Here is a 21872-nt window from a genome sequence, read left to right as displayed (position 1 = left end):
CTCGCCCAGCTGCGGCCGGGGGAGCAGGTCCGGTTCGTCTGGGTGTGAGGTGCAGGGATCCCCGGTCGACCGGGGATTCCTGCACTTGACACCCACTGCAACAGCCGACAAGTGCAGGAATCACCGGTCAGCCGGTGATTCCTGTCAACCAGTGTGCTCAGTGCGCTGACGCGCCCTGAGCGGGCAGATTTCGAGACGCCGAGGGCAGTCCGTCGCTCCGCTCCGGCGTGCCCTCGGCTCCTCAATCTTCGCCCTGCTTCTCAGTGCGCTGACGCGCCCTGGGCGGGCTCCACGAGCTCGACGAGCACGCCGCCGGCGTCCTTGGGGTGGATGAAGTTCACCCGGCTGTTGGACGTGCCGCGCTTCGGGGCGTCGTACAGCAGCCGCAGGCCGCGCTCGCGGAGGGTGGCGCTCACGGCGTCGATGTCGGCGACCCGGTAGGCGAGCTGCTGAAGGCCGGGGCCGCTGCGGTCGAGGAACTTGCCGATCGTGCTGTCCGGCGAGAGGGGCGCGAGCAGCTGGATGCAGGAGTCGGTGTCACCGACGCGGACCATCGCCTCGCGGACGCCCTGCTCCTCGTTCGTCTCCTCGTGCGCCACGGTCATGCCGTAGGTCTCGGTGTAGAAGGCGATCGCCTCGTCGAGGTCGGGCACCGCGATGCCGACGTGGTCGATGGCGGTGAAGAGGTGCTGCACGTCGTTCAGGCTCATGGCGCCCATTGTGCCGATGACCGGTTGTGACGATCGACTCATCCCATGGGGACTGAGACCACTCGCGGGGGCTCGGCGGCCGCGAGTACAGTCGACAAGGTTCACCATTTCGTCTTGACCGGAGGAAGCATGTCCGACAACCCCAGCGTCATCGTCGCCGGCGCTCGTACGCCGATCGGCCGCCACCTCGGCGCCCTCAAGACCCTTTCGGCCGCCGATCTCGCCGCCGTGGCGATCAAGGGCGCGCTGGAGAAGGCGGGCGTCTCGGGCGACCAGGTCGACTACCTCGTCATCGGTCAGGTGCTGCAGGCCGGCGCCGGGCAGAACCCCGCCCGCACGGCCGGCCTCGCCGCCGGTCTGCCGCCGCAGGTCCCCTCGATCACCATCAACAAGGTGTGCCTCTCGGGCATCAACGCGATCGCGACCGCCGACCAGCTGATCCGCGCCGGCGAGGCCGAGATCGTCGTCGCGGGCGGCACCGAGTCGATGACCCAGGCGCCGCACCTGCTGCCGAAGTCCCGCGAGGGCTTCAAGTACGGCGACACCGCGCTCGTCGACTCGCTGGCCTACGACGCGCTGTTCGACCAGGCCACCCAGCAGGGCATGGGCAACCTCACCGAGGCGACCAACGCGTGCCGCGCCACCCCGCTCACGCGCGAGCAGCAGGACGCGTTCTCCGCCCGCTCCCACCAGCTCGCCGCGGCCGCGCAGAAGAACGGTGTCTTCGACGACGAGATCGTCCCGGTCACCATCCCGCAGCGGAAGGGCGACCCGGTCGTCGTCAGCCAGGACGAGGGCGTCCGGGGCGACACGACCGCCGAGAGCCTCGCCGGCCTCCGTGCGGCGTTCTCGAAGGACGGCACCATCACCGCGGCCTCGTCCTCGCAGATCTCCGACGGCGCGGCCGTCGTCGTGGTGACCAGCAAGAAGAAGGCCGAGGAGCTCGGCCTGCCGATCCTCGCCGAGATCGTCTCCCACGGCATGGTCGCCGGCCCCGACTCGACCCTGCAGCTGCAGCCCGCCAACGCGACGCAGAAGGCGCTGGACAAGGCCGGACTCACTGCCGACCAGCTCGACCTGGTTGAGTTCAACGAGGCGTTCGCTGCGGTCGGCCTCGAGTCGGCTGCCGCGCTGGGCATCTCGGAGGACAAGGTCAACGTCAACGGCGGCGCGATCGCCATCGGCCACCCCCTGGGTGCGTCCGGCGCGCGGATCACGCTGCACCTCGCTCTCGAGCTCAAGCGCCGCGGCGGCGGCCTCGGTGCTGCCGCGCTGTGCGGCGGCGGCGGCCAGGGCGACGCCCTGATCGTGCGTGTCCCGCAGAGCTGAGTCACCCGACGACCTGGTCGCCCGGGCCCGCGACGGCGAGGCCCGGGCGATCGGTCGTTTGATCTCCCACGTCGAGGACGGCTCGCCGTTGCTCCGCGAGGTGATGGCGGCGTTGACGCCGTACGCCGGTGGGGCTCACGTCGTGGGTCTGACCGGGTCGCCGGGCGTCGGCAAGTCCACCTCGACGAGCGCCCTCGTCACCGAGCTGCGCCGGCGCGACCTCCGCGTGGGCGTGCTCGCGGTGGACCCGTCGTCCCCGTTCTCCGGCGGCGCGCTGCTCGGTGACAGGATCCGGATGTCGGAGCACGCGACCGACCCCGGGGTGTTCATCCGGTCGATGGCGGCGCGCGGCCACCTCGGCGGCGTCTCGCGGGCGACCCCCCAGGCGCTGCGGGTGCTCGACGCGGCGGGTTGCGACGTGATCATCGTCGAGACCGTCGGCGTCGGACAGAGCGAGGTCGAGATCGCCCGGCTCGCCGACACCACGATCGTGCTGCTGGCGCCCGGCATGGGCGACGGCATCCAGGCCGCGAAGGCGGGGATCCTCGAGATCGGCGACGTCTACGTCGTCAACAAGGCCGACCGTGACGGCGCCGACCAGGTCCGCCGCGACCTGCGCTCGATGCTGTCGCTCGCGCAGCGGCCCGAGGGCGCGTGGCTGCCGCCGGTGCTCAAGACCGTCGCCTCCGAGGGGCAGGGCACCGCGGAGGTGGTCGACGCGGTCGACGAGCACCGGGTCTGGGCCGAGGAGAGCGGTGAGCTCGCGCGGCGCCGGGTCCGGCGTGCCCGCGACGAGATCGAGGCGATCGCACTGACCGCGCTGCGTGAGCGGTGGGGCTCGGTCGGCGGGGGCGACCGGCTCGACACCCTCGCGAGCCACGTCGTCGACGGCACGACCGACCCCTACGCGGCCGCCGACGCGCTGCTCACCGACTGATGCCGACTGATGGCGACTGATGGCGACTGGTGGGCGGGCTGAAAGGATGACCGCGTGAGAGACGTCGTCATCCTCGGCTCGACCGGGTCGATCGGCACCCAGGCGCTCGACCTCGTGCGCGCCAACCCCGACCGGTTCCGGGTCGTCGGCCTCACGGCCGGGGGGAGCAACCCCGGGCTTTTCGAGCGGCAGGTCGCAGAGGTCACCGCCCGTCATCCGCAGGCCTTCTCCGGCCTGGGCGAGGAGGCGTCGGTCGAGGCCGCCCAGCTGCCCTGCGACGTCGTGCTCAACGGGATCACCGGCGCGGTCGGCCTCCGCCCGACGCTGGCCGCCCTCGACGCCGGCCGCACCCTCGCGCTGGCCAACAAGGAGTCGCTGATCATCGGCGGTCCGCTGGTGAAGGAGCGCGCCCGGCCGGGCCAGATCGTCCCCGTGGACAGCGAGCACAGCGCGATCGCGCAGAGCCTGCGCGGCGGCAGCGCCGAGGAGGTACGCCGCCTCGTGCTCACCGCAAGCGGCGGTCCGTTCCGCGGCCGCACCCGTGCCGAGCTCGCCGACGTCACGCCGGAGCAGGCCCTCGCGCACCCCAACTTCGCGATGGGCCGGGTGATCACCACCAACTCCGCGACCCTGGTCAACAAGGGGCTCGAGGTCATCGAGGCCCATCTGCTCTTCGACGTGCCCTTCGACCGGATCGACGTCGTGGTCCACCCGCAGCAGCTGATCCACTCGATGGTCGAGTTCTCCGACGGCGCGGTGGTCGCCCAGATCGGGCTGCCCACGATGCTGGTCCCCATCGCCCTCGGGATGGCGTGGCCGGACCGGGTGCCCGACGCGGAGACGCCGGTCGACTGGACCAAGGCGGCAGACTGGCGGTTCGAGCCGCTCGACGACGTCGCGTTCCCCGCGGTCGTGCTGGCCCGCGAGGCCGGCGCCCGGGGGAGCACCGCGCCGGCGGTCTACAACGCTGCCAACGAGGTGTGCGTCGACGCCTTCCACCAGGGGCGGCTGCCGTTCACCGGAATCGTGGACGTCATCGCCAGCGTGCTCGCGGCCCACGACGTACCCTCGAAGGAGCAGCTCACGCTCGACGACGTCCTCGCCGCCGACGCGTGGGCCCGCGCCGCCGCCGCCCGCACCATCGCAACGACTTAGAGGACACCGACCCCGCAATGGCCGTTCTGCTCTACACCCTCGGGGTGCTCGTCTTCGTGGTCGCGATCCTGGTGTCGATCGGCCTCCACGAGCTGGGCCACATGATCCCGGCGAAGCGGTTCGGCGGGAAGGTCACCCAGTACTTCATCGGTTTCGGACCCACGGTCTGGAGCAAGCAGGTCGGCGAGACGGAGTACGGCGTCAAGGCGATCCCGCTCGGCGGCTACGTCAAGATCGTCGGGATGCTGCCGCCGGGCGCCGAGCAGCTCGCCGACGAGGTGACCTACGACGCCGCGGGCCAGCAGGTCACCCGGGTGCGCAAGTCCAACACCGGCATGTTCACCCAGCTGATCTCCGACGCCCGGGCGGCGGAGTGGGAGCTGGTCGGCCCCGACGACGCCGACCGGCTGTTCTACAAGCTGCCGCCGTGGAAGAAGATCGTGGTGATGGCCGGCGGTCCGTCGGTCACCCTGCTGATCGCCTTCGGCATCTTCGCCGCCGTGTTCGCCACCTGGGGCAACGGCGCCGACCAGACCGTCACCACCACGGTGCAGGAGGTCCAGGCCTGCGTCGTCCCGGCCGAGGAGTCCGGCCGGGTCTGCACCGACGAGGAGGTCCGCGACCAGCCGACGCCCGCGTTCCAGGCCGGCATCCAGGCCGGCGACCGGATCGTGTCCTTCAACGGGGTCGAGGCCGAGAGCTGGGAGCAGGTCCAGCAGCAGATCCGCGACAACGGCGACGAGCGCGCCGAGATCGTCGTCGAGCGCGACGGTGACCTGATCACGATCGTCACCAAGACCACGGTCACCCCCCGTTTCCTGACCGCCGACGCGGAGGAGCCGGAGCCCGTCGGCTTCCTCGGTGTGCGGCCGAGCGCCCACCCGACGACCGGTGGTCCGATCTACACGCTCGAGCAGATGGGCGGCATGACCATCGACGTGGTCAAGGCGCTCGGCACCCTGCCGGTGAAGGTCTTCGACGTCGGCCAGGCGATCTTCGGGTTCGGGGAGCGGGATCCGGAGGGTCCGGTCAGCATCGTCGGCGGCGGCCGCCTCGCCGGCGAGGTCGCCTCGCACGAGGAGATCCACGTCGACGAGAAGATGATCTCCCTGCTGATGCTGATCGCCGGCTTCAACTTCTTCATCGGCATGTTCAACTTCGTGCCGCTGCTGCCCCTCGACGGCGGCCACATCGCCAGCGCGACCTGGGAGGCGCTCCGCCGCGGCCTGGCGCGGCTGCGGGGCCGCCCCGACCCCGGCTACGTCGACGCGGCGAAGCTGTTGCCGGTGGCCTACGTCGTCGCGTCGGCGATGCTGGTCATGGGTGTGGTGCTGATCGTGGGTGACCTGGTCGTGCCAGTTCACCTCGAGTCGTAGCGCGGAAGTACGCTGACGACATGAGCGTCATCGGTCTTGGCATGCCCACCGCACCTCCTCCGGTGCTGGCTCCCCGCCGCAAGACCCGGCAGATCCAGGTGGGCAAGGTCGGCGTCGGCAGCGACCACCAGATCTCGGTCCAGTCGATGACCACCACGCTGACCGCCGACGTCAACAGCACGCTCCAGCAGATCGCCGAGCTGACCGCCGCGGGCTGCGACATCGTGCGGGTCGCGTGCCCGAGCCAGGACGACGCCGAGGCGCTCCCGGAGATCGCCCAGCACAGCCAGATCCCCGTCATCGCCGACATCCACTTCCAGCCGAAGTACGTCTTCGCCGCGATCGACGCGGGCTGCGCCGCGGTCCGCGTCAACCCCGGCAACATCAAGAAGTTCGACGACCAGATCAAGGAAATCGCGCGCGCCGCCAAGGACCGCGGCACCAGCATCCGGATCGGCGTCAACGCGGGCTCGCTCGACAAGCGGCTCCTGGAGAAGTACGGCAAGGCGACCCCCGAGGCCCTCGTCGAGTCGGCGGTCTGGGAGGCGAGCCTCTTCGAGGAGCACGGCTTCCAGGACTTCAAGATCTCGGTCAAGCACAACGACCCGGTCGTGATGGTGCGCGCCTACGAGCTGCTCGCCGAGCAGGGCGACTGGCCGCTCCACCTCGGGGTCACCGAGGCCGGCCCGGCGTTCCAGGGCACGATCAAGTCCGCCACCGCGTTCGGCGCGCTGCTGTCGCGCGGCATCGGCGACACGATCCGGGTCTCCCTGTCGGCGCCCCCGGTCGAGGAGGTCAAGGTCGGCCTGCAGATCCTGCAGTCGCTCAACCTGCGCGAGCGCAAGCTCGAGATCGTCTCCTGCCCGAGCTGCGGCCGCGCCCAGGTCGACGTCTACACCCTCGCCGAGCAGGTGACCGCCGGTCTCGAGGGCATGGAGGTGCCGCTGCGCGTCGCCGTCATGGGCTGCGTGGTCAACGGGCCGGGGGAGGCCCGCGAGGCCGACCTCGGCGTGGCCTCCGGCAACGGCAAGGGCCAGATCTTCGTCAAGGGCGAGGTGATCAAGACGGTGCCCGAGTCCCAGATCGTCGAGACCCTGATCGAGGAGGCGTTGCGGATCGCCGAGTCGATGGAGCCGGCCGAGGGCGCGGGGCCCTCGGTCACCGTCTCCTGACGACGGACGGTCAGCGCCACGCCTTGGCGTAGTCCACGGTGTACGTCGCCGGCAGTGGCGTCGAGGCGGTGACCGCGTTCGTGCCGCCGGCGGTGCCGACCCCCATGTTCAGGATCATGCTGAACGGGTGGTCGAACGGTTGCGGCGCCACGAGCGGGCTGTCCGGCGTCGGCGTCCGGGTGAAGCAGAGCGAGCCGTCGATGAAGAAGCTGATCGCGGTGGGGAGCCACTCGACCGTGTAGGTGTGGTAGCTGCTGACGTCGGTCACCCGGCAGTTCCACCCGGAGTCGACGGTGTAGTCGCGACCGTTGTAGTGCAGCGAGGGCAGGACAAGGGTCGGGTCGTTGGACCACCACTCGGCGACGTCGATCTCGCCGGAGGCCGGCCACTGGCCGTAGGTGTGGGTCTTGGGGTACATCCAGAACCCGCCGTGGACGCCGGCGGACCGCGCGGTCGGGTACTTGGCACGCACCTCGAACCGGCCGTAGGTCTGGGAGAACCGGCCGCGGGTCCCGATCATGCCGCCGGTGTACGTCGTCGAGAAGTCGCCCGACGGGGACTTGCAGAGGAACTGCCCCTTCTCGGCCCGGGCGGTCAGCAGCAGCTCCCCGCGGGAGAGGCTGATGTTCTTGGTGGACCCGGTGAAGCACGTCTGCCCGGTCCGGAACCCGGTCGACGCGGTCTGCTGGATGCCCCACTTGTTCGGGTCGAGCGAGCGGGCGTCGAAGTTGTCGACGAACGCGCAGGTCCAGCTGGACCCGTCCGCCTTGGTCAGGACGACGCCGCACGCGTCGTACGCGACGCTCGCGGCAGCGGTCCCGCCACCTCCGGTGGCCGCGACCTGCAGCGGAGCGAGGGCCGCGAGGCCGACGAGCATCGCACCGGCGAACGTGCGGCGAAGGACCCGAACAGATCCGGACATTGCTACCCCCATGGTGTTGTCTACGGTGGAGAACGCTAGCGACGTCGGACCGGGCCGTCCTAGGTGCGACCGCCCAGAGGGACTAGTCCGGACTGATCACCCGGCCGGGACCGTCCAGCGCCCGGTGTCGCGGTGCTAGCGCCAGGCCTTGGCGTGGGCCACGACGAGCGACTGGGGGAAGGGCGTCTTCCAGGAGACGCTCCTGTCGGCCCCCATGTTGAGGATCATGCTGAACGGGTGGTCGAACGGCTGGGGGGCGACCAGCGGCCAGTCCGGGGTCCAGGAGCGCTCGAAGCACGGCTCGCCGTCGATGAAGAACCGCATCCCGGCTGGTCGCCACTCGACCGCATAGGTGTGGAACGTGCTGACGTCGTCGACCGTGCAGTCCCAGCCCGAGTCGACCTCGGGGTCGCGGCCCTCGTAGTGCAGCGACGGGAGGACCAGGTTCGGCCTGTGCGACCACCACTCGGCGACGTCGAGCTCGCCGGAGGCGGGCCACGGACCGTAGGTGTGGGCCTTGGGGTACATCCAGAAGCCGCCGTGGACACCGGCCGAGCGTGCGGTCGGGTACTTGGCGCGGATCTCGAACCGGCCGTAGGTCTGGGAGAACTTGCCGCGGGTGCCGATCATGCCGCCGGTGTAGCGCGTGCTGAAGCTGCGCAGGGGGTTCCGGCACCGGAACCAACCGCCCTCGTGCGCAGTGAGGAACAGGTGTCCGTCCCGGACCGAGACGTTCCGGGGAGCCGCGGAGTAGCAGGTCCGGCCGGTGCGGAACCCGGTCACCGCGGTCTCCTGCACCACCCACTTGTCGGTGTCCAGCGTCGACGCGTCGAACCTGTCGACGAACGTGCAGGTCCACGGCGTGCCGTTCGCCTTCGTGAGCACGGGGCCACACGCGTCGTACTCGATCGCGACGGCCGCTGCGTCGCCCGGCGGTGCCGCGGCCTGCAACGGAGCGATGCCGGCTGCCCCGAGCAGGGCGGCGCCCGCGAGTACGCGACGGACTCGTTGTGCTGGACCGAGCATGGAGCTGTCCCCCCGAGAGGCTGTATGCGGGTCAGAACGTACCGATTACCCAGCCGTCGGTGAAGCGGCGGTCCAGCGGTCGGGCTGCTCGCCCGCGGCTAGCGCCAGGCCTTGGCGTAGTCGACGACGAACGTCGCCGGCAGCTCGGTGGTCGCTGAGACGACGTTGGTGCCGGTCGCCGTGCCGACCCCCATGTTGAGGATCATGCTGAAGGGGTGGTCGAACGGTTGCGGCGCTACCAGAGGGGGCTCGGGCGCCCACTTCCTGCTGTGGCACAGCGTGCCGTCGATGAAGAAGCGCATCGTGGTCGGGTACCACTCGACGGCGTAGGTGTGGAACGCGCTGACGTTGGCGACCCGGCAGCTCCACCCGGAGTCGGCGTGGAAGCTGCTGCCGTCGTAGTGGAGGGTCGGGAGCACCAGGGTCGGGTCGTTGGACCACCACTCGGCGACGTCGATCTCACCCGAGGCGGGCCACCGACCGTAGGTCGGCTTCGCCGGGTACATCCAGAAGGCTCCGTGGACACCGGGTGTGCGGGCCGTCGGGAACCTCGCGCGCACCTCGAAGCGCCCGTAGGTCTGGGAGAAGCTGCCCCGGGTGCTGACCAGGGCACCCGTGTACGGCGTGACGAACCGGCCGTACTGGTTGCTGCAGTCGATCGGCCGGCCCAGGTCGCGGGCCTCGAGCACCAAGGTGCCCGCGTCGACGGCGACGTTGGTGGCGTCGCGGTAGCAGGTGAGACCGTTCCGGAAACCCGTCCGCACGGTGTTCTGCGTGATCCACTTCGAGGTGTCCAGGGTGGTGCCGTCGAAGTCGTCGACGAAGGAGCACTGCCAGGTCCCGCCGTCCGCTTTGGCGAGGTGGGGACCGCAGGCGTCGCCGGGGGGTGCGGGCCGCGCGGTCTCGGGCACCGGGACGGACCTCGCGGAATCCGCCGAGACGGTTGCCAGCGCGCCGAGCACGAGGGCCGCCGCGAGCAGGCGGCGACTGAGCTGACTGATGGTAGGGATCCGATCGCCGTCGTGAAGGTGAGGGAACTGTAGTCGTGGGCGGCCCCTCCTCGGAACGGCGTGGAGGTCGTAGGCTCGCCCCGTGCTGACGACCCGCCACGGTGTGCGTGTTCTCGCGGCGGCCGACCTGGAGCAGTTCCTGGCACTCGCCAACCAGGACCCGGTCGTCAACGTGTTCGCGATCCACCGCGCCCAGACCACCAGCCTCGAGCCCCGGTGGCTCGGCGGCGAGATGTGGGGCCGGTACGACGGGGGCGAGCTCGTGGCCGCCTGCCACGTCGCCGCCAACCTGGTGCCGGTCCAGGCCAGCCCGGAGGACGCGGTGGTGTTCGCCGAGCGGGCGCTCGCCCGTCGTCGTACGGCGTCGACGATCGTCGGCCCGCAAGATGCCGTGGTGCCGTTCTGGAACTGCGTGGGCTCGGCGTGGGGGCGGCCGCGGGACGCGCGCTGGGACCAGCGGCACCTGGTCATCGCCGACGACCCGTTGATCACTCCGGACCCCGGGGTCCGGCTGACGGAGCGGGCCGATCTCGACACCCTCTATCCCGCGTGCGTGGCGATGTACACCGAGGAGGTCGGGGTCTCCCCGGAGGTCGGCGGCGCGTCCGACCTCTACCGGACCCGGGTGGTCCAGCTCATCAGCCGCGGCTGGTCGTTCGCCCGGTTCGATCGGGGAGAGCTGGTCTTCAAGGCGGAGGTGGCCTGCGCGACCCGCGATGCGGCGCAGATCCAAGGTGTCTGGGTGCCTCCTCACCTGCGCGGCGAGGGGCTCGCCACCGCGGGCATGGCCGCGGTGGTGGCGCTGGTGCGCGACCGGATCGCACCGGTGGTGTCGCTGTACGTCAACGAGTGGAACGCGCCGGCCCGCCGGGCCTACGAGCGCGTCGGCTTCCGGGAGACCGCCCGGTTCGCCACCGTCATGTTCTGAGCTCACGCCCGAGAAGGAGTCCCGTGACCACATCCCTGCGCACCGACGCGAAGGTCGTCGTCGGCGCCTTCCTCGTCTCGGGAACGGTGCACCTCGTCAAGCCGGAGGTCTTCGAGCCGCTGATGCCGTCATGGGTGCCGGCGCACCGCGAGGTCATCCTCGCGTCGGGCGTGGCCGAGCTTCTCTGCTCGGCCGGCCTGCTGGTGCCGGCGACCCGTCGGGCCGCCGGGCTGGCGAGCGCCGCGCTCCTCGTCGGCGTCTTCCCGGGCAACGTGCAGATGGCCGTCGACGCGGCGAAGGGGTCCAACCGCGTCCTGCAGGCCTTCTCGCTCGCCCGCCTGCCGCTGCAGCTGCCGATGATCCGGGGAGCCTGGAGGGCAGGGCGGGGCTGAGGGTCCGCTCCGGGAACCGGGCCGGCCGCGGTCACGCGCGACGGTCGGGCGGCTTCGTGGAGTAGTAGGCGCGCTTGGCGACGTACTGGCTCTCGTCGGCCAGCGCGATCAGCCGGTCGACGGTGCCGATGCCGTTGTCGGCAGAAGCCGTGCCGAGGCTGACACTGACCGCCCGCTGCGCGCCGGCGGGTCCGATCATGATCTCCGCGAGCGTGCTGTGGAGCGCCTTGTTGGCGAGCTCCACCTCCTCGCCCGATCGGCCGCTGACCGCCACGGCGAACTCGTCGCCGCCGAGCCGGCCGACGGCCGCGTCGGGTCCGTAGGCCACCCGGAGCGTCTCCGCGACCGCGATCAGGGTCCGGTCGCCGAACTCGTGCCCGAGCTGGTCGTTGGCGGCCTTGAGCCCGTCGACGTCGGCGAGGACGAGGTGCACGGTCCGGCCGGCGCCCCGAGCCTCGTCGAGCATCGTCGTCACCTGCTGGGTGAACCCCCGGCGGTTGAGCACCCCGGTCAGGTGGTCCTCGCTCGCGAGTCGGTGGAGCTCCTGCTCGCGGAGTCGTCGCTCGGTCACGTCGCGGATGATCACCAGGAGGAGATCGCCGTCGAGGAGCTGCTGGGAGCACTCCACGACCCGGGACGTGCCGTCCTTCCGCACGATGACCTCGTCGTAGATCCCGCCGAGCCGGGACCGCACGTCGCTCTCGGGGCGGCGGCGGGCACCCTCGGGTTCGACCAGTCCGAGCGCGGCCGACGACTGGCCGAGCAGCTCCGCGCGGGGGAAGCCGGTGAGCGCGCAGAAGGAGTCGCTGACCTCGAGGTACTCACCGGCCCGGGTGCGGAGGACGACGGCGTCGAAGGACCGGCGCAGGATGGTGGAGACCAGGTCCTGGAGCGCGTCGTACGACTCGTTCGCGGGGTGGTCGGCGAGCTCCGGCTCGCCCTCACGGACGCGGCGTGCGCGCTCGTGCCACGACAAGCCGCCCTCCGTGTCTCCCACCAACCCAGCCTAAGGCTTGGGGCCGGGCAGGAACTGGTTTCCGGAGGACAGAGGCGCCCGCCTACCCTGTGCCCATGATCTCCCGGATGTCGTCCCTGTTCGTCCGCACTCTTCGCGAGGATCCTGCGGACGCCGAGGTGCCGAGCCACCGGCTCCTCGTCCGGGCCGGCTACATCCGCCGGGTCGCCCCCGGCGTCTACACCTGGCTGCCCCTCGGGCTGCGGGTGCTGCGGAAGATCGAGGCGATCATCCGCGAGGAGATGGACGGCATCGGCGCGCAGGAGCTGAGCTTCCCCGCGCTGCTCCCGAAGGAGCCCTACGAGGCGACCAACCGCTGGACCGAGTACGGCGACAACATCTTCCGGCTCAAGGACCGCAAGGGCGGTGACTACCTGCTCGGCCCCACGCACGAGGAGATGTTCACGCTCGTCGTCAAGGACCTGTACTCGTCATACAAGGACCTGCCGCTCTCGATCTACCAGATCCAGACGAAGTACCGCGACGAGGCGCGGCCGCGCGCCGGCCTGCTGCGCGGGCGCGAGTTCACGATGAAGGACTCCTACTCCTTCGACATCGACGACGCCGGCCTCGAGGCGAGCTACCAGGCGCACCGCCAGGCCTACATCCGGATCTTCGACCGGCTCGGCTTCGAGTACGTCATCGTCAAGGCGACGTCCGGGGCGATGGGCGGCTCGAAGTCCGAGGAGTTCCTGGCCAAGGCCGACGTCGGCGAGGACACCTACGTCCGCTGCACCCGCTGCGACTACGCCGCCAACGTCGAGGCGGTGGAGGTGCCGGCCCCCGAGGCGCTGCCGTACGACGACGCGCCCGCCGCCCACGCCGAGGCCACGCCCGACACGCCCACCATCGCCACCCTGGTCGACCACCTCAACCAGGCCTTCCCGCGCGCCGACCGTCCCTGGGAGGCGGGCGACACGCTCAAGAACGTGCTGGTCCAGCTGGTCCACCCCGACGGCACGAAGGAGCCGCTGGCCATCGGTCTCCCCGGCGACCGCGAGGTCGACCTCAAGCGCCTCAACGGCCAGCTCGAGCCGCTCGAGGTGGCGCCCATGGACGACGACGACCTCCAGCAGTTCCCCGACCTGGTCAAGGGCTACATCGGCCCCGAGGTGCTGGGCGCCGACGGCAAGAGCGGCATCCGCTACCTCGTCGACCCCCGGGTCGTCACCGGCACCCGGTGGGTGACCGGAGCCAACGTCGACGGCAGTCACGTGATCGACCTGGTCGCCGGCCGCGACTTCACCCCGGACGGCACGATCGAGGCGGCCGACGTCCGCGACGGCGACGCCTGCCCACGCTGCGACGAGGGGACCCTGGAGTCGGCGCGCGGCATCGAGATGGGTCACATCTTCCAGCTCGGCCGCAAGTACGCCGACGCCCTCGACCTGCGGGTCCTCGACGAGAACGGCAAGCTGGTCACGGTCACGATGGGGTCCTACGGCATCGGGCCCTCGCGCGGCGTCGCCGCGATCGCCGAGAACACCCTCGACGAGATCGGCCTGTGCTGGCCGCGCAACGTCGCGCCGTACGACGTGCACCTCATCGCGGCCGGCAAGGACGAGGCGGTCTTCGCCGCGGCCGGGCAGCTGGCCGACGAGCTGACCGCCCAGGGGCTCGACGTCCTCTACGACGACCGCGCCGGCAAGATCAGCCCCGGCGTGAAGTTCAAGGACGCCGAGATGATCGGCGTCCCCACCATCGTGACCGTCGGTCGCGGACTCGCCGACGGGGTGGTCGAGGTCAAGGACCGCCGCACGGGCGAGCGCACCGACGTCCCGGTCGGCGACGCGGCTTCCCACGTGGCCGGGGTGGTCCGCCCGTGATCGAGGCCGTCATCTTCGACTGGGGCGGCACGCTCACGCGTTGGCACGACATCGACTTCCACGCCGAGTCGCTCGCGCTGGCGGCTGCCGTGGTGGCGACGCCGAGCAAGGAGGACGACCGTCACCTCCACGCCCGGCGGCTGCACGAGGCGGGCTCGGTCGTCTGGGGGAGGAGCCGTGACCACCAGCAGAGCGCGACCATCGCCGACCTGTTCGACGAGGCGGGGCTCGAGCACGACCCCGAGCTGCTGACGGCCTACTACGAGTTCTGGGAGCCGCACACCGAGACCGACCCCGAGGTCAGGCCGCTGTGGCAGTGGTTGCGGGCCGAGGGCATCAAGGTCGGCGTGCTCTCCAACACGGTGTGGCCCCGCGAGTGGCACGTCGGCTTCTTCGAGCGCGACGGGGTCGACCACCTGATCGACGGCGACGTCTACACCAGCGAGATCCCGTGGACGAAGCCCTCCCCGCACGCGTTCACGCGCGCGATGGAGGCGGTCGGAGCAAGCACACCGGGGCGCTGCGTCTACGTCGGCGACCGCCTGTTCGACGACGTCTGGGGTGCCCAGAACGTCGGGATGCGGGCGATCCACGTCCCGCACTCGGCGATCCCGCCCGAGCAGGTCGGACACACCGAGGGCGAGCCGGACGCGGTCGCCCACCGGCTCGCGGAGATCCCGGACCTGATCGCCGCCTGGCGCTGATCGCGGAGCGCCCCGGAAATCCCTGGGCGACAGTTCTTGCGCACGCGGGACCTGTCGCCGGAGGATGCACGGGGAGGACCGCCCGCCAGGGGCGATCTTGAACCTCGGGAGGTCGTACCGCTCATGCGCACGTCGAAACTGCTCGCTCTGGCGATGGTGGTCGGAGCCACCTCGCTCAACGTCGCCCTCGCCGCGCCGGCCCAGGCCCGTCCGGCCGTCCTCGACGGTGTCTCGTGCCTCCAGGGTGAGGACTCCTCGGCGCGCGGCGGCCACGGCCCCGACCACCGCAGCATCTCCGCGGACGAGCAGCGCGCGATCGCGCGGCAGACCAAGGCGCGGCTGCGTCAGAAGGGCGTGACCCGGGCCGAGCTCCGCGCCACCGACGTGACGGTTCCGGTCTACGTCCACGTGATGGCGGCCGACGACGGCACCGGTGACGTCACCGACGCCCAGATCGCCGCGCAGATCGACGTCCTCAACGCCTCGTTCGCCGGCGACAAGTCGCCCGACGCCGCCGACACCGGCTTCTCGTTCACCCTCGCCGGCACCGATCGCTTCTACAACAACGCCTGGCACAAGGACCGCTCGAGCGCGAAGTACCGCAAGGCGACCCGGCAGGGCGGCGCCAACGCGCTCAACATGTGGCTGGTCGACTTCAAGTACCTCGGCATCGCGACCTTCCCCTGGGACTACGCGCGCAACGGCGGGATCGACGGCATCCGCGTGCACTGGGACTCGCTCCCGGGCGGCAGCATCGCCAACTACAACCTGGGCGAGACGGCGACCCACGAGGCCGGCCACTGGTTCGGGCTCTACCACACGTTCCAGGGCGGCTGCACCGCGCTGAACGACGAGGTCAGCGACACCCCGGCCCAGAGCAGCTCCACGAGCGGCTGCCCCGAGGGTCGCGACTCCTGCGACCTGCCGGGACTCGACCCGATCCACAACTTCATGGACTACAGCTACGACGACTGCTACACCGAGTTCACTCCCGGTCAGGCTTCGCGGAGCCAGTCCATGTGGGCGGCGTACCGCGCCTGAGAGCGCCGGCATCGGATTGCAGGTTCCTGCACTGCACTTTTATGAGGATCGAAGGATCGGGCATTCCCGGCGCACTCGTTGCATGATTGTGCACAGCAGTCGGTGAGCCCCACCTTGCCGGCGACGCGATGGCCGTTGTCCCCGGTCATGAGCGGTCCGCGGCCCCGAAGTTCGGGGGACGTCTCGGGAGTTCCCCGGGTTCGGAGTCGCGGACCGCTTCGTCGTTTTCGCCCGTCAGAGGCCGGGCAGCCGCTCCGGCTTCCCGCCGAAGCCCAGCTCGCGCACGGCGGTGTCGATCAGGGCGGCAACGGCCCAGGCGCGGGCCTCTCCCCGGGTGGAGGCCACCACGAAGGCGTACGTCGACGCGCACGCCCGCTCGAGGGTCAGCGCCCGGTCGGCGACCGCGATCGGTGAGGACAGGTCGGCCGGCAGGTCGTAGCCGGGCTCGGCGGCGACCGGCTCCCTGCCCTGGTCCACGATCATCGCGGTCAGCTCGTCGCGGCGGTCCCGGTGCGTCAGGTAGGCGTCGGTGACCTCGGCATACAGGGTCGGATCGGTGGTCTGCGAGGTCTGGCCGCCCAGCGCGCCGTAGACGAACACGGCCGCGTGCTCGGCCGCGAGGGCGGTCTGCAGGGCGTCGGTCGGGGCGGACGTCATCCGGTTACCGCCCGCTGCTGGGCGATCGCCGCGGCCATCGACGCGAAGACCTGCGCGAGCGCGCCGCTCTCGGCGTCGAGCGCGGCCCGCACGAGCCGCTGCTGGAGCGTCTCCTCGGAACGGAGCAGTCGGGCCCTGGCCGTTGCCGGGCTGCCCTTCACGGTGCCGTGCCGGCCCTCGTCGGGGCGGCCCAGCTCTCCGAGGTGGAACCGGTGGACGGCGACCAGGCGCCGGGTGAGGGGGCGCAGCTGGTCGAACGCGGCCCCGGTCGCGGCAGCCAGCGCGAGCGCAGCGGCGATCTGGGCGCCGATGGTCTCCACCAGGTCGCTGTCGGCGTCGACCGCGGGCTCGGTCGGGTCCACGGCAGCGGGACCGGTCATGTCGGCCTGCCGCTGGCCGCAGCCGGCGGCGGCGCCGACCAGGAGCACGCCGGCGGCGGCGCCGGTGCCCGTCAGGACGAAGCGTCGGGACGCGCGCGGGACTGGGCTGGGCACCCGGTGAGGTTACAGCCGGTATCGTGGACGAACAGCACCACCAACCGCTTCACCACAACCGCTTCGCCACAACAGGACACGGGGGTCTCACCATGAGCTCGAGCCAGCGCCCCGGAGCAGATGCGACCGTCTCGGCCGTGTCGGCGGGCGTCACCGGCCCGCTCGCCGAGCTGGGCCTCGACGTCGAGGCGGTGGAGCTCACCCCGGCCGGCAAGCGACGGGTGTTGCGGATCGCGGTGGACAAGGACGGCGGGGTGACCCTCGACGACGTCGCCGCCGCCACCCGGGCGATCAACGACGTCGTCGACTCCTCCGACGCGCTGGGGGAGCAGCCGTTCACCCTCGAGGTCACCTCACGCGGCGTCGACCGGCCGCTCGCCCTGCCCCGGCACTGGCGACGCAACCGGTCCCGACTGGTCAAGGTGACCCTGGTCGACGACACGGTCGTGACCGGGCGGATCGGGGAGTCCGACGAGGACCGGGTCACCCTCGACGTCGACGGGTCCGCCCGCGAGGTGCCCTATGCAGATGTGAAGAAAGCGCTCGTGCAGATCGAGTTCAACCGGAAGGACCGTGACTGATGGACATCGACCTGAACATCCTGCGAATGCTGGAGCGCGAGAAGGAGATCAAGTTCGACGTCCTCGTCGAGGCGATCGAGCAGGCGCTGCTCACGGCGTACCACAAGACCCCGGGGGCGCAGGAGGAGGCGCGGGTCGAGCTGGACCGCAAGTCCGGGCACGTCACCGTGCTCGCGGCGGAGCTCGACGACGAGGGCAACAAGATCGGCGAGTACGACGACACCCCCGACGGGTTCGGGCGGATCGCGGCGACGACCGCGAAGCAGATCATGCTGCAGCGCCTGCGTGACGCCGAGGACGAGATCAAGTACGGCGAGTTCTCCGGCAAGGAGGGTGACATCATCTCCGGCGTCATCCAGCAGGGCCGCAACCCCGACGACGTGCTGGTCGATCTCGGCAAGCTCGAGGCGATGCTCCCCGTGAGCGAGCGGGTTCCCGGCGAGGACTACCGCCACGGCACCCGGATCAAGTGCCTCGTCGTGTCGGTCCGCAAGGGGATGCGCGGCCCGCAGATCACCCTGTCGCGCTCCCACCCCAACCTGGTGAAGAAGCTGTTCGCGCTCGAGGTGCCGGAGATCGCCGACGGCACCGTCGAGATCGCCGCGATCGCCCGTGAGGCGGGCCACCGGACCAAGATGGCCGTCCGCTCGACCGTCTCCGGCGTCAACGCGAAGGGCGCCTGCATCGGCCCCATGGGCCAGCGGGTGCGCTCGGTCATGTCGGAGCTCCATGGCGAGAAGATCGACATCGTCGACTGGTCCGACGACCCGTCCGAGCTGGTGGCGCACGCGCTGTCGCCGGCCCAGGTCAGCTCGGTCACCGTGGTCGACCAGGCGACGAAGTCGGCCCGGGTGGTCGTCCCCGACTACCAGCTGTCGCTGGCGATCGGCAAGGAGGGCCAGAACGCCCGCCTGGCTGCGCGCCTCACCGGCTGGCGGATCGACATCCACTCCGACGAGGAAGCTCCCGCGAGCAGCTGACGGAACGCGTCGGCAGCGCCCGCCGTCGTACGACCATGAAGGTCACCCTCGCCGCTGCCGCCGTCCTGTCCTGTGGTCTCGTCGCAGCGTGCGGCACCGAGAGCTCCGACCCGCCACCGCCGCGGTCGGCGCCCGCGGAGTGGCAGACCGAGCGCCTCGACGGCGAGGTCGCCGTCGACTTCCCGACGCTCCTCGTCAGTGACGGCGACGACGCGCTGGTGCTGATGGTCTCCGACGACGGCCGCGTGCAGTCCCACGTGTCCATCGACGGCGCTGCGTTCGAGGAGGGCGCGCCGCTCGAGCTCGGAGAGAAGTACGCCGCTCTGGGCGACGTCGTACGCCTCGCCGACGGGAGCTGGTTCGCGCTCGGCAACGCCGGGGTCGTGGAGACCGGCGACGACGAGGAGCTCTCCTACGACCCGATTGCCTTGCGGAGCCGAGACGGGCTCACCTGGGAGCGGGTCGAGGTCGCCGGCTTCACCGACGCCGTCGAGCTCACCGACCTGGAGGTCGTCGGCGGCCGGATCGTCGCGGCCGGTGACTACCGGACGCTGGCGAACCCCGGGTCCGGCGGGTTCGAGGCGCGGGTCTGGACCAGCACCGACGGCCGGTCGTTCGACGAGGTCACCCTGCCCGACGTGCCCGACTACCAGGGGTACGACGACGAGTCGTACGTCGGCGACGTGGTGACCACCGACGGGGTCCTGCTCGCGTCCGGTCGGATCGGCGACGACGCCGTGATCTGGCAGTCCGACGACGCGGGCGACTCCTGGGCCAGGGTGACGGACCCGATCCTGGACGACGTGTACTCGATCTCGGGGCTCGAGGCAGTGGGGTCGGTCGTCGTGGCAAGCACGAGCGGGACCGACACCTCGGCGATCCGATCGACCGACGGTGGACGGACCTGGGCGGCTGTCACCGCCTTGCCCCTCGAAGGGGAAGCCGAGGGCTGGGCGCCGCTCTGGGTCGGTGCCGACCGGTTCTTCACGCTGACCGGGATCGACGACATGAGCTGGTCGCGGCCGGAGGTCTGCTACGCCGATCTCGAGCAGTGCGGCTACGAACGCCGGCCGCAGCCGCGTCTGGTGACCAGCGAGGACGGCGCCATCTGGTCCGCGGTCGACGTGCCCGGCAGCGAGGTGGACGAGGTCGCCGGCACCGCTGACGGTCGCACCCTGGTGATGACGGCGGAGCGTGGCGGAGTCGCGGTGCACACCTGGCCGTCAGGAGCGGAGCTGCCGGAGTCCGACCAGCCGGCCGGACCGAGGACCGTCGACCTCGTCACCCTGCCCGAGGGTGCGGAGCCCGAGGTGGGGGTGCGCTACCACGAGCCGATGTACGTCCACTGCGGCATGGAGTGGCTGTGGTTCGGCGACGCCACCTGGCGCCGTACGGACGACGGCCCGGGACTCGAGACAGGGGCCGGGGAAGGGGCCCCCGAGGGCTGGCCCCTGGTGGAGGGGCAACAGACCCTGTACGGCTTCGCGACCGTCCGTGCGGACGGGGTCCTGGAGTACAGCCTCGAGGACGGCACGGTCATCGCGACCTACCAGCGTCGCGACGGCGCCCCCGGCTGTGACTGAGCCGGTGACCCCAATCAGGCGGACCAGCCGCTGATCTCCGCCACCGTGAGCTCGGGCACGAGGTGGTCGTCCTCGCCGGTCGACCACTCCGGGAAGTCGAAGACGGCGAGCATCAGCTGCATCGGGTACGTCGGGGGCCGGGCGCAGCGGCGGACGACCTCGTCGTCGACCGTGAAGACGGCCTCGTCGGCGTCCCACTCGACGGCGTAGGTGTGCGGCGTGGTGACGTCGATCGCCAGCCGGGGGGCTGCGAAGTCGTCGCGCAGCGCGGGGTCGCGGAACGGCTTGATGCCCACACCGACCTCGGCCGAGGGGTCGTCGGCCGGTCCCAGCGCCCGCCCGAACACCTCGAACACGCACAGCTCGCCGCACCGGAGCTGGTCGGGGTCGTCCTCGAACCCGCTGAGCCACAGCGCTGCCATCGACCGCGCCGACAGGGACATCCGGGCGCGGATCGCGACCCGTCCGGTCGCCGGCAGCCACCCCTCGAACCGCGGCTGCTCCTCGCGGACGGTGAGGCCGGCGCGGAAGCGCTGCTGGCCGAGGGCGGAGCCCACCGGCCCGGACCAGCTGCCGGACTGGATGCCCGACACGCGCAGGGGAGGCTCGTGGAGACCGGGGCACCACAACGGGTGGTCCACCGGCACCCGGAGGGTCAGGCCGGCGCCGTCGAGGACGAAGCCGGCCGCGGTGTCGGCGCGCGAGGACCACGCCGGGAGGTAGTGCGGGAGCCATCGCGACCGGTCCAGAACGGGACCGCGGAACCGCTCCTCGAAGTGACCGGGCATGGCTCCGACACTAGGTCGAGCGACGCCGGTTCGGAATCCGTGCCGCACAACGGGTAAGGTTGCTCGTCGGTGGCAGGCCGACGGAACATCTCGACGTCGCCGGACGATTCTCTCGCTGAGGGGCCCGTCCGGACGTGCATCGGATGCCGGAAGCGGGCCACCAAACGCGAGTTACTGCGAGTGATCGCCGGCTCGGACACGCACGGCCACCCGGTCGTCGTACCCGATCCCGACGGCACCGCACCCGGACGGGGAGCGCACCTGCATCCCAGCCTCGGGTGTTACGACCTCGCGGTGCGCCGGAAAGCCTTCTCCCGAGCGCTTCTCCCCCCGGAGAGACGCAGTGAGGGTGGGCTGTCCAGCGCACCGGTGGGTGAGTACCTCCACTCGCACCAGAACCTAGCCAAGAAACAAGCATGACCGACCAAAGAAACTGGAGCAGCAGCTCATGAGCACTCGATGAGTACTTCGCGATGAGCCAGTTCGTTCTGCAGCATCCAACAAAGGTCTAGAGACTCTCCACGACAGGGTCTTGGGCCAGAAGGAGAACCGTGGCCAAGACCCGAGTCCACGAACTCGCCAAGGAGTTCGGAGTCGAGAGCAAGTTCGTTCTCGAGAAGTTCAAGGAGATGGGGGAGTTCGTCAAGTCGGCGAGCTCCACCGTCGAGCTCCCCGCGGAGATGCGTTTCCGCAAGGAGTACGGCGACGCGCTGAAGGCCTCTGCCGCAGCGCCGGCGCCTGCCGCCGAGAAGCCGGCGGCCAAGAAGGCCGCCGCGCCGAAGCCCGGCCCCAAGCCCAAGCCGGCCGAGCCGGTCGAGCCGGCTGCGCCGGTCGAGGAGCCGGCTGCCGCCGCTCCCGCTCCCGCGCCCGCGCCCGTCGAGCCGGTCGCTCCCGTCGAGGAGCCCCCCGCTGAGCCCGACGAGTCGGCCGCGACCGAGGCCGCGCCCGCCGCTCCGAAGCCCGGGGCCCCGAAGCCGTCGCCCACGCCGAAGGCGCCCGCGCCCCGGCCGGTCGGCAAGCCCAGTGGAACCCCGCGCCCGGGCAACAACCCGTTCGCGCCGAGCCAGGGCATGGGCCGTCGGCCCTCCGCCCCGCCGCCGCGTGAGGGCGAGGCCGGTCCCGCCGGTCCGCGCCCGCCGGCCGGCCCCGGTCGCCCGGGCATGCCGCGCCCCAACCCGGCGATGATGCCGAAGAACCCGAACGCGTTCGGCGCCGGTCCCGGCAGCCGCGGCCCCGGCCGCGGTGG

General features: G+C 71.2%; 23 protein-coding genes. 15 read left to right on the top strand and 8 right to left on the bottom strand.

Annotated features, from left to right (window positions below):
- Nucleotides 1–260: 260 nt before the first annotated feature.
- A complete protein-coding gene (gene mce, locus H0488_RS11320; RefSeq protein WP_183099379.1) occupies nucleotides 261–719 on the bottom strand; it encodes a methylmalonyl-CoA epimerase in 459 nt (152 codons plus the stop codon).
- 120 nt (nucleotides 720–839) lie between these two features.
- Here mce and H0488_RS11315 point away from each other — a divergent pair, with 120 nt between their 5' ends.
- Genes H0488_RS11315 through ispG form a run of 5 tightly spaced genes read left to right on the top strand, consistent with a single transcriptional unit; the run spans nucleotide 840 to nucleotide 6679 of the window.
- Complete coding sequence (locus tag H0488_RS11315; protein WP_183099381.1) at nucleotides 840–2039, top strand: acetyl-CoA C-acetyltransferase; 1200 nt, start codon at nucleotides 840–842, stop codon at nucleotides 2037–2039.
- Nucleotides 2023–2976, top strand: coding sequence for a methylmalonyl Co-A mutase-associated GTPase MeaB (gene meaB, locus H0488_RS11310; RefSeq protein ID WP_183099378.1), 954 nt, complete (start codon nucleotides 2023–2025; stop codon nucleotides 2974–2976). Before H0488_RS11315 ends, meaB begins: the two co-directional genes overlap by 17 nt.
- A 54-nt stretch (nucleotides 2977–3030) precedes the next feature.
- On the top strand, nucleotides 3031–4131 hold the full coding sequence (gene dxr / locus H0488_RS11305; RefSeq protein WP_183099377.1) for a 1-deoxy-D-xylulose-5-phosphate reductoisomerase: 1101 nt from the start codon (nucleotides 3031–3033) through the stop codon (nucleotides 4129–4131).
- 17 nt (nucleotides 4132–4148) lie between these two features.
- On the top strand, nucleotides 4149–5507 hold the full coding sequence (locus tag H0488_RS11300; protein WP_183099376.1) for a M50 family metallopeptidase: 1359 nt from the start codon (nucleotides 4149–4151) through the stop codon (nucleotides 5505–5507).
- A 20-nt stretch (nucleotides 5508–5527) separates the two neighbouring features.
- Nucleotides 5528–6679 (top strand): flavodoxin-dependent (E)-4-hydroxy-3-methylbut-2-enyl-diphosphate synthase, encoded by a 1152-nt coding sequence (gene ispG, locus H0488_RS11295; protein WP_183099375.1) that lies wholly within the window; start codon nucleotides 5528–5530, stop codon nucleotides 6677–6679.
- A gap of 10 nt (nucleotides 6680–6689) precedes the next feature.
- Here the strand turns inward: ispG and H0488_RS11290 are convergent, their stop codons facing one another.
- From H0488_RS11290 to H0488_RS24645, 3 genes are all read right to left on the bottom strand, one after another.
- Nucleotides 6690–7601: a glycoside hydrolase family 16 protein gene (locus H0488_RS11290; RefSeq protein WP_183099374.1), complete on the bottom strand. Its 912-nt coding sequence runs from the start codon at nucleotides 7599–7601 to the stop codon at nucleotides 6690–6692.
- A gap of 135 nt (nucleotides 7602–7736) precedes the next feature.
- Nucleotides 7737–8627 (bottom strand): glycoside hydrolase family 16 protein, encoded by an 891-nt coding sequence (locus H0488_RS11285; protein ID WP_183099373.1) that lies wholly within the window; start codon nucleotides 8625–8627, stop codon nucleotides 7737–7739.
- Nucleotides 8628–8725: 98 nt separating this feature from the next.
- On the bottom strand, nucleotides 8726–9538 hold the full coding sequence (locus H0488_RS24645) for a glycoside hydrolase family 16 protein (RefSeq protein ID WP_183099372.1): 813 nt from the start codon (nucleotides 9536–9538) through the stop codon (nucleotides 8726–8728).
- Between the two features lie 181 nt (nucleotides 9539–9719).
- Between H0488_RS24645 and H0488_RS11275 the strand changes: the two genes are divergently transcribed.
- Entirely contained in the window at nucleotides 9720–10565 is an 846-nt protein-coding gene (locus H0488_RS11275; RefSeq protein WP_183099371.1) for a GNAT family N-acetyltransferase, read from the top strand.
- Between the two features lie 23 nt (nucleotides 10566–10588).
- Nucleotides 10589–10957 carry a DoxX family protein gene (locus tag H0488_RS11270; protein ID WP_183099370.1) on the top strand — a complete coding sequence of 123 codons (369 nt, stop codon included), beginning with the start codon at nucleotides 10589–10591 and terminating at the stop codon, nucleotides 10955–10957.
- 31 nt (nucleotides 10958–10988) lie between these two features.
- Here H0488_RS11270 and H0488_RS11265 read toward each other — a convergent pair whose 3' ends face one another.
- Nucleotides 10989–11954 (bottom strand): GGDEF domain-containing protein, encoded by a 966-nt coding sequence (locus H0488_RS11265; protein ID WP_183099369.1) that lies wholly within the window; start codon nucleotides 11952–11954, stop codon nucleotides 10989–10991.
- 74 nt (nucleotides 11955–12028) lie between these two features.
- On the opposite strand from H0488_RS11265, the gene H0488_RS11260 reads away from it, so the two are divergent.
- The 3 genes from H0488_RS11260 (at nucleotide 12029) to H0488_RS11250 (ending at nucleotide 15543) form a co-directional block, all read left to right on the top strand.
- Nucleotides 12029–13798: a proline--tRNA ligase gene (locus H0488_RS11260; RefSeq protein ID WP_183099368.1), complete on the top strand. Its 1770-nt coding sequence runs from the start codon at nucleotides 12029–12031 to the stop codon at nucleotides 13796–13798.
- On the top strand, nucleotides 13795–14502 hold the full coding sequence (locus tag H0488_RS11255) for an HAD family hydrolase (RefSeq protein ID WP_183099367.1): 708 nt from the start codon (nucleotides 13795–13797) through the stop codon (nucleotides 14500–14502). The genes H0488_RS11260 and H0488_RS11255 overlap by 4 nt, the downstream gene beginning before the upstream one ends.
- A gap of 123 nt (nucleotides 14503–14625) precedes the next feature.
- Nucleotides 14626–15543, top strand: coding sequence for a zinc metalloprotease (locus H0488_RS11250; protein WP_183099366.1), 918 nt, complete (start codon nucleotides 14626–14628; stop codon nucleotides 15541–15543).
- Between the two features lie 234 nt (nucleotides 15544–15777).
- Here the strand turns inward: H0488_RS11250 and H0488_RS11245 are convergent, their stop codons facing one another.
- Nucleotides 15778–16200 carry a ferritin-like domain-containing protein gene (locus tag H0488_RS11245; protein WP_183099365.1) on the bottom strand — a complete coding sequence of 141 codons (423 nt, stop codon included), beginning with the start codon at nucleotides 16198–16200 and terminating at the stop codon, nucleotides 15778–15780.
- Nucleotides 16197–16694, bottom strand: a complete 498-nt coding sequence (locus tag H0488_RS11240; RefSeq protein ID WP_183099364.1) for a hypothetical protein — start codon at nucleotides 16692–16694, stop codon at nucleotides 16197–16199. The genes H0488_RS11245 and H0488_RS11240 overlap by 4 nt, the downstream gene beginning before the upstream one ends.
- A 92-nt stretch (nucleotides 16695–16786) precedes the next feature.
- Here H0488_RS11240 and rimP point away from each other — a divergent pair, with 92 nt between their 5' ends.
- From rimP to H0488_RS11225, 3 genes are read left to right on the top strand one after another with little or no spacing between them, the layout of a single operon-like run.
- Nucleotides 16787–17275, top strand: a complete 489-nt coding sequence (rimP, locus tag H0488_RS11235; RefSeq protein ID WP_183099363.1) for a ribosome maturation factor RimP — start codon at nucleotides 16787–16789, stop codon at nucleotides 17273–17275.
- Entirely contained in the window at nucleotides 17275–18255 is a 981-nt protein-coding gene (nusA, locus tag H0488_RS11230; RefSeq protein ID WP_183099362.1) for a transcription termination factor NusA, read from the top strand. The genes rimP and nusA overlap by 1 nt, the downstream gene beginning before the upstream one ends.
- Before the next feature lie 35 nt (nucleotides 18256–18290).
- Nucleotides 18291–19838, top strand: a complete 1548-nt coding sequence (locus tag H0488_RS11225; protein WP_183099361.1) for a WD40/YVTN/BNR-like repeat-containing protein — start codon at nucleotides 18291–18293, stop codon at nucleotides 19836–19838.
- A 14-nt stretch (nucleotides 19839–19852) separates the two neighbouring features.
- Here the strand turns inward: H0488_RS11225 and H0488_RS11220 are convergent, their stop codons facing one another.
- Nucleotides 19853–20626 carry a glycoside hydrolase family 16 protein gene (locus tag H0488_RS11220; RefSeq protein WP_183099360.1) on the bottom strand — a complete coding sequence of 258 codons (774 nt, stop codon included), beginning with the start codon at nucleotides 20624–20626 and terminating at the stop codon, nucleotides 19853–19855.
- Between the two features lie 69 nt (nucleotides 20627–20695).
- Here H0488_RS11220 and H0488_RS11215 point away from each other — a divergent pair, with 69 nt between their 5' ends.
- Together H0488_RS11215 and H0488_RS11210 are read left to right on the top strand one after the other, a co-directional pair.
- Nucleotides 20696–21046, top strand: a complete 351-nt coding sequence (locus tag H0488_RS11215) for a YlxR family protein (protein WP_312856295.1) — start codon at nucleotides 20696–20698, stop codon at nucleotides 21044–21046.
- 131 nt (nucleotides 21047–21177) lie between these two features.
- The coding region (locus H0488_RS11210) for a translation initiation factor IF-2 N-terminal domain-containing protein (RefSeq protein WP_183099359.1) at nucleotides 21178–21872 on the top strand (695 nt) is incomplete at its 3' end.

Source organism: Nocardioides pelophilus, from assembly GCF_014180685.1.
GTDB classification, from domain to species: Bacteria; Actinomycetota; Actinomycetes; order Propionibacteriales; family Nocardioidaceae; genus Nocardioides; species Nocardioides pelophilus.
The sequence above is the reverse complement of the archived record's forward strand: the minus strand, read 5'-3'. Positions and strand labels throughout refer to the sequence as shown.

Coding starts and splice junctions, on each gene's coding strand:
- ispG (WP_183099375.1), top strand. CDS start 5,528: ATGAGCGTCATCGGTCTTGGCATGCCCACCGCACCTCCTCCGGTGCTG.
- H0488_RS11250 (WP_183099366.1), top strand. CDS start 14,626: ATGCGCACGTCGAAACTGCTCGCTCTGGCGATGGTGGTCGGAGCCACC.
- nusA (WP_183099362.1), top strand. CDS start 17,275: ATGGACATCGACCTGAACATCCTGCGAATGCTGGAGCGCGAGAAGGAG.
- H0488_RS11315 (WP_183099381.1), top strand. CDS start 840: ATGTCCGACAACCCCAGCGTCATCGTCGCCGGCGCTCGTACGCCGATC.
- H0488_RS11285 (WP_183099373.1), bottom strand. CDS start 8,627: ATGCTCGGTCCAGCACAACGAGTCCGTCGCGTACTCGCGGGCGCCGCC.
- H0488_RS11220 (WP_183099360.1), bottom strand. CDS start 20,626: ATGCCCGGTCACTTCGAGGAGCGGTTCCGCGGTCCCGTTCTGGACCGG.
- H0488_RS11300 (WP_183099376.1), top strand. CDS start 4,149: ATGGCCGTTCTGCTCTACACCCTCGGGGTGCTCGTCTTCGTGGTCGCG.
- rimP (WP_183099363.1), top strand. CDS start 16,787: ATGAGCTCGAGCCAGCGCCCCGGAGCAGATGCGACCGTCTCGGCCGTG.
- mce (WP_183099379.1), bottom strand. CDS start 719: ATGGGCGCCATGAGCCTGAACGACGTGCAGCACCTCTTCACCGCCATC.
- H0488_RS11245 (WP_183099365.1), bottom strand. CDS start 16,200: ATGACGTCCGCCCCGACCGACGCCCTGCAGACCGCCCTCGCGGCCGAG.
- H0488_RS11260 (WP_183099368.1), top strand. CDS start 12,029: ATGATCTCCCGGATGTCGTCCCTGTTCGTCCGCACTCTTCGCGAGGAT.
- H0488_RS11225 (WP_183099361.1), top strand. CDS start 18,291: ATGAAGGTCACCCTCGCCGCTGCCGCCGTCCTGTCCTGTGGTCTCGTC.
- H0488_RS11290 (WP_183099374.1), bottom strand. CDS start 7,601: ATGTCCGGATCTGTTCGGGTCCTTCGCCGCACGTTCGCCGGTGCGATG.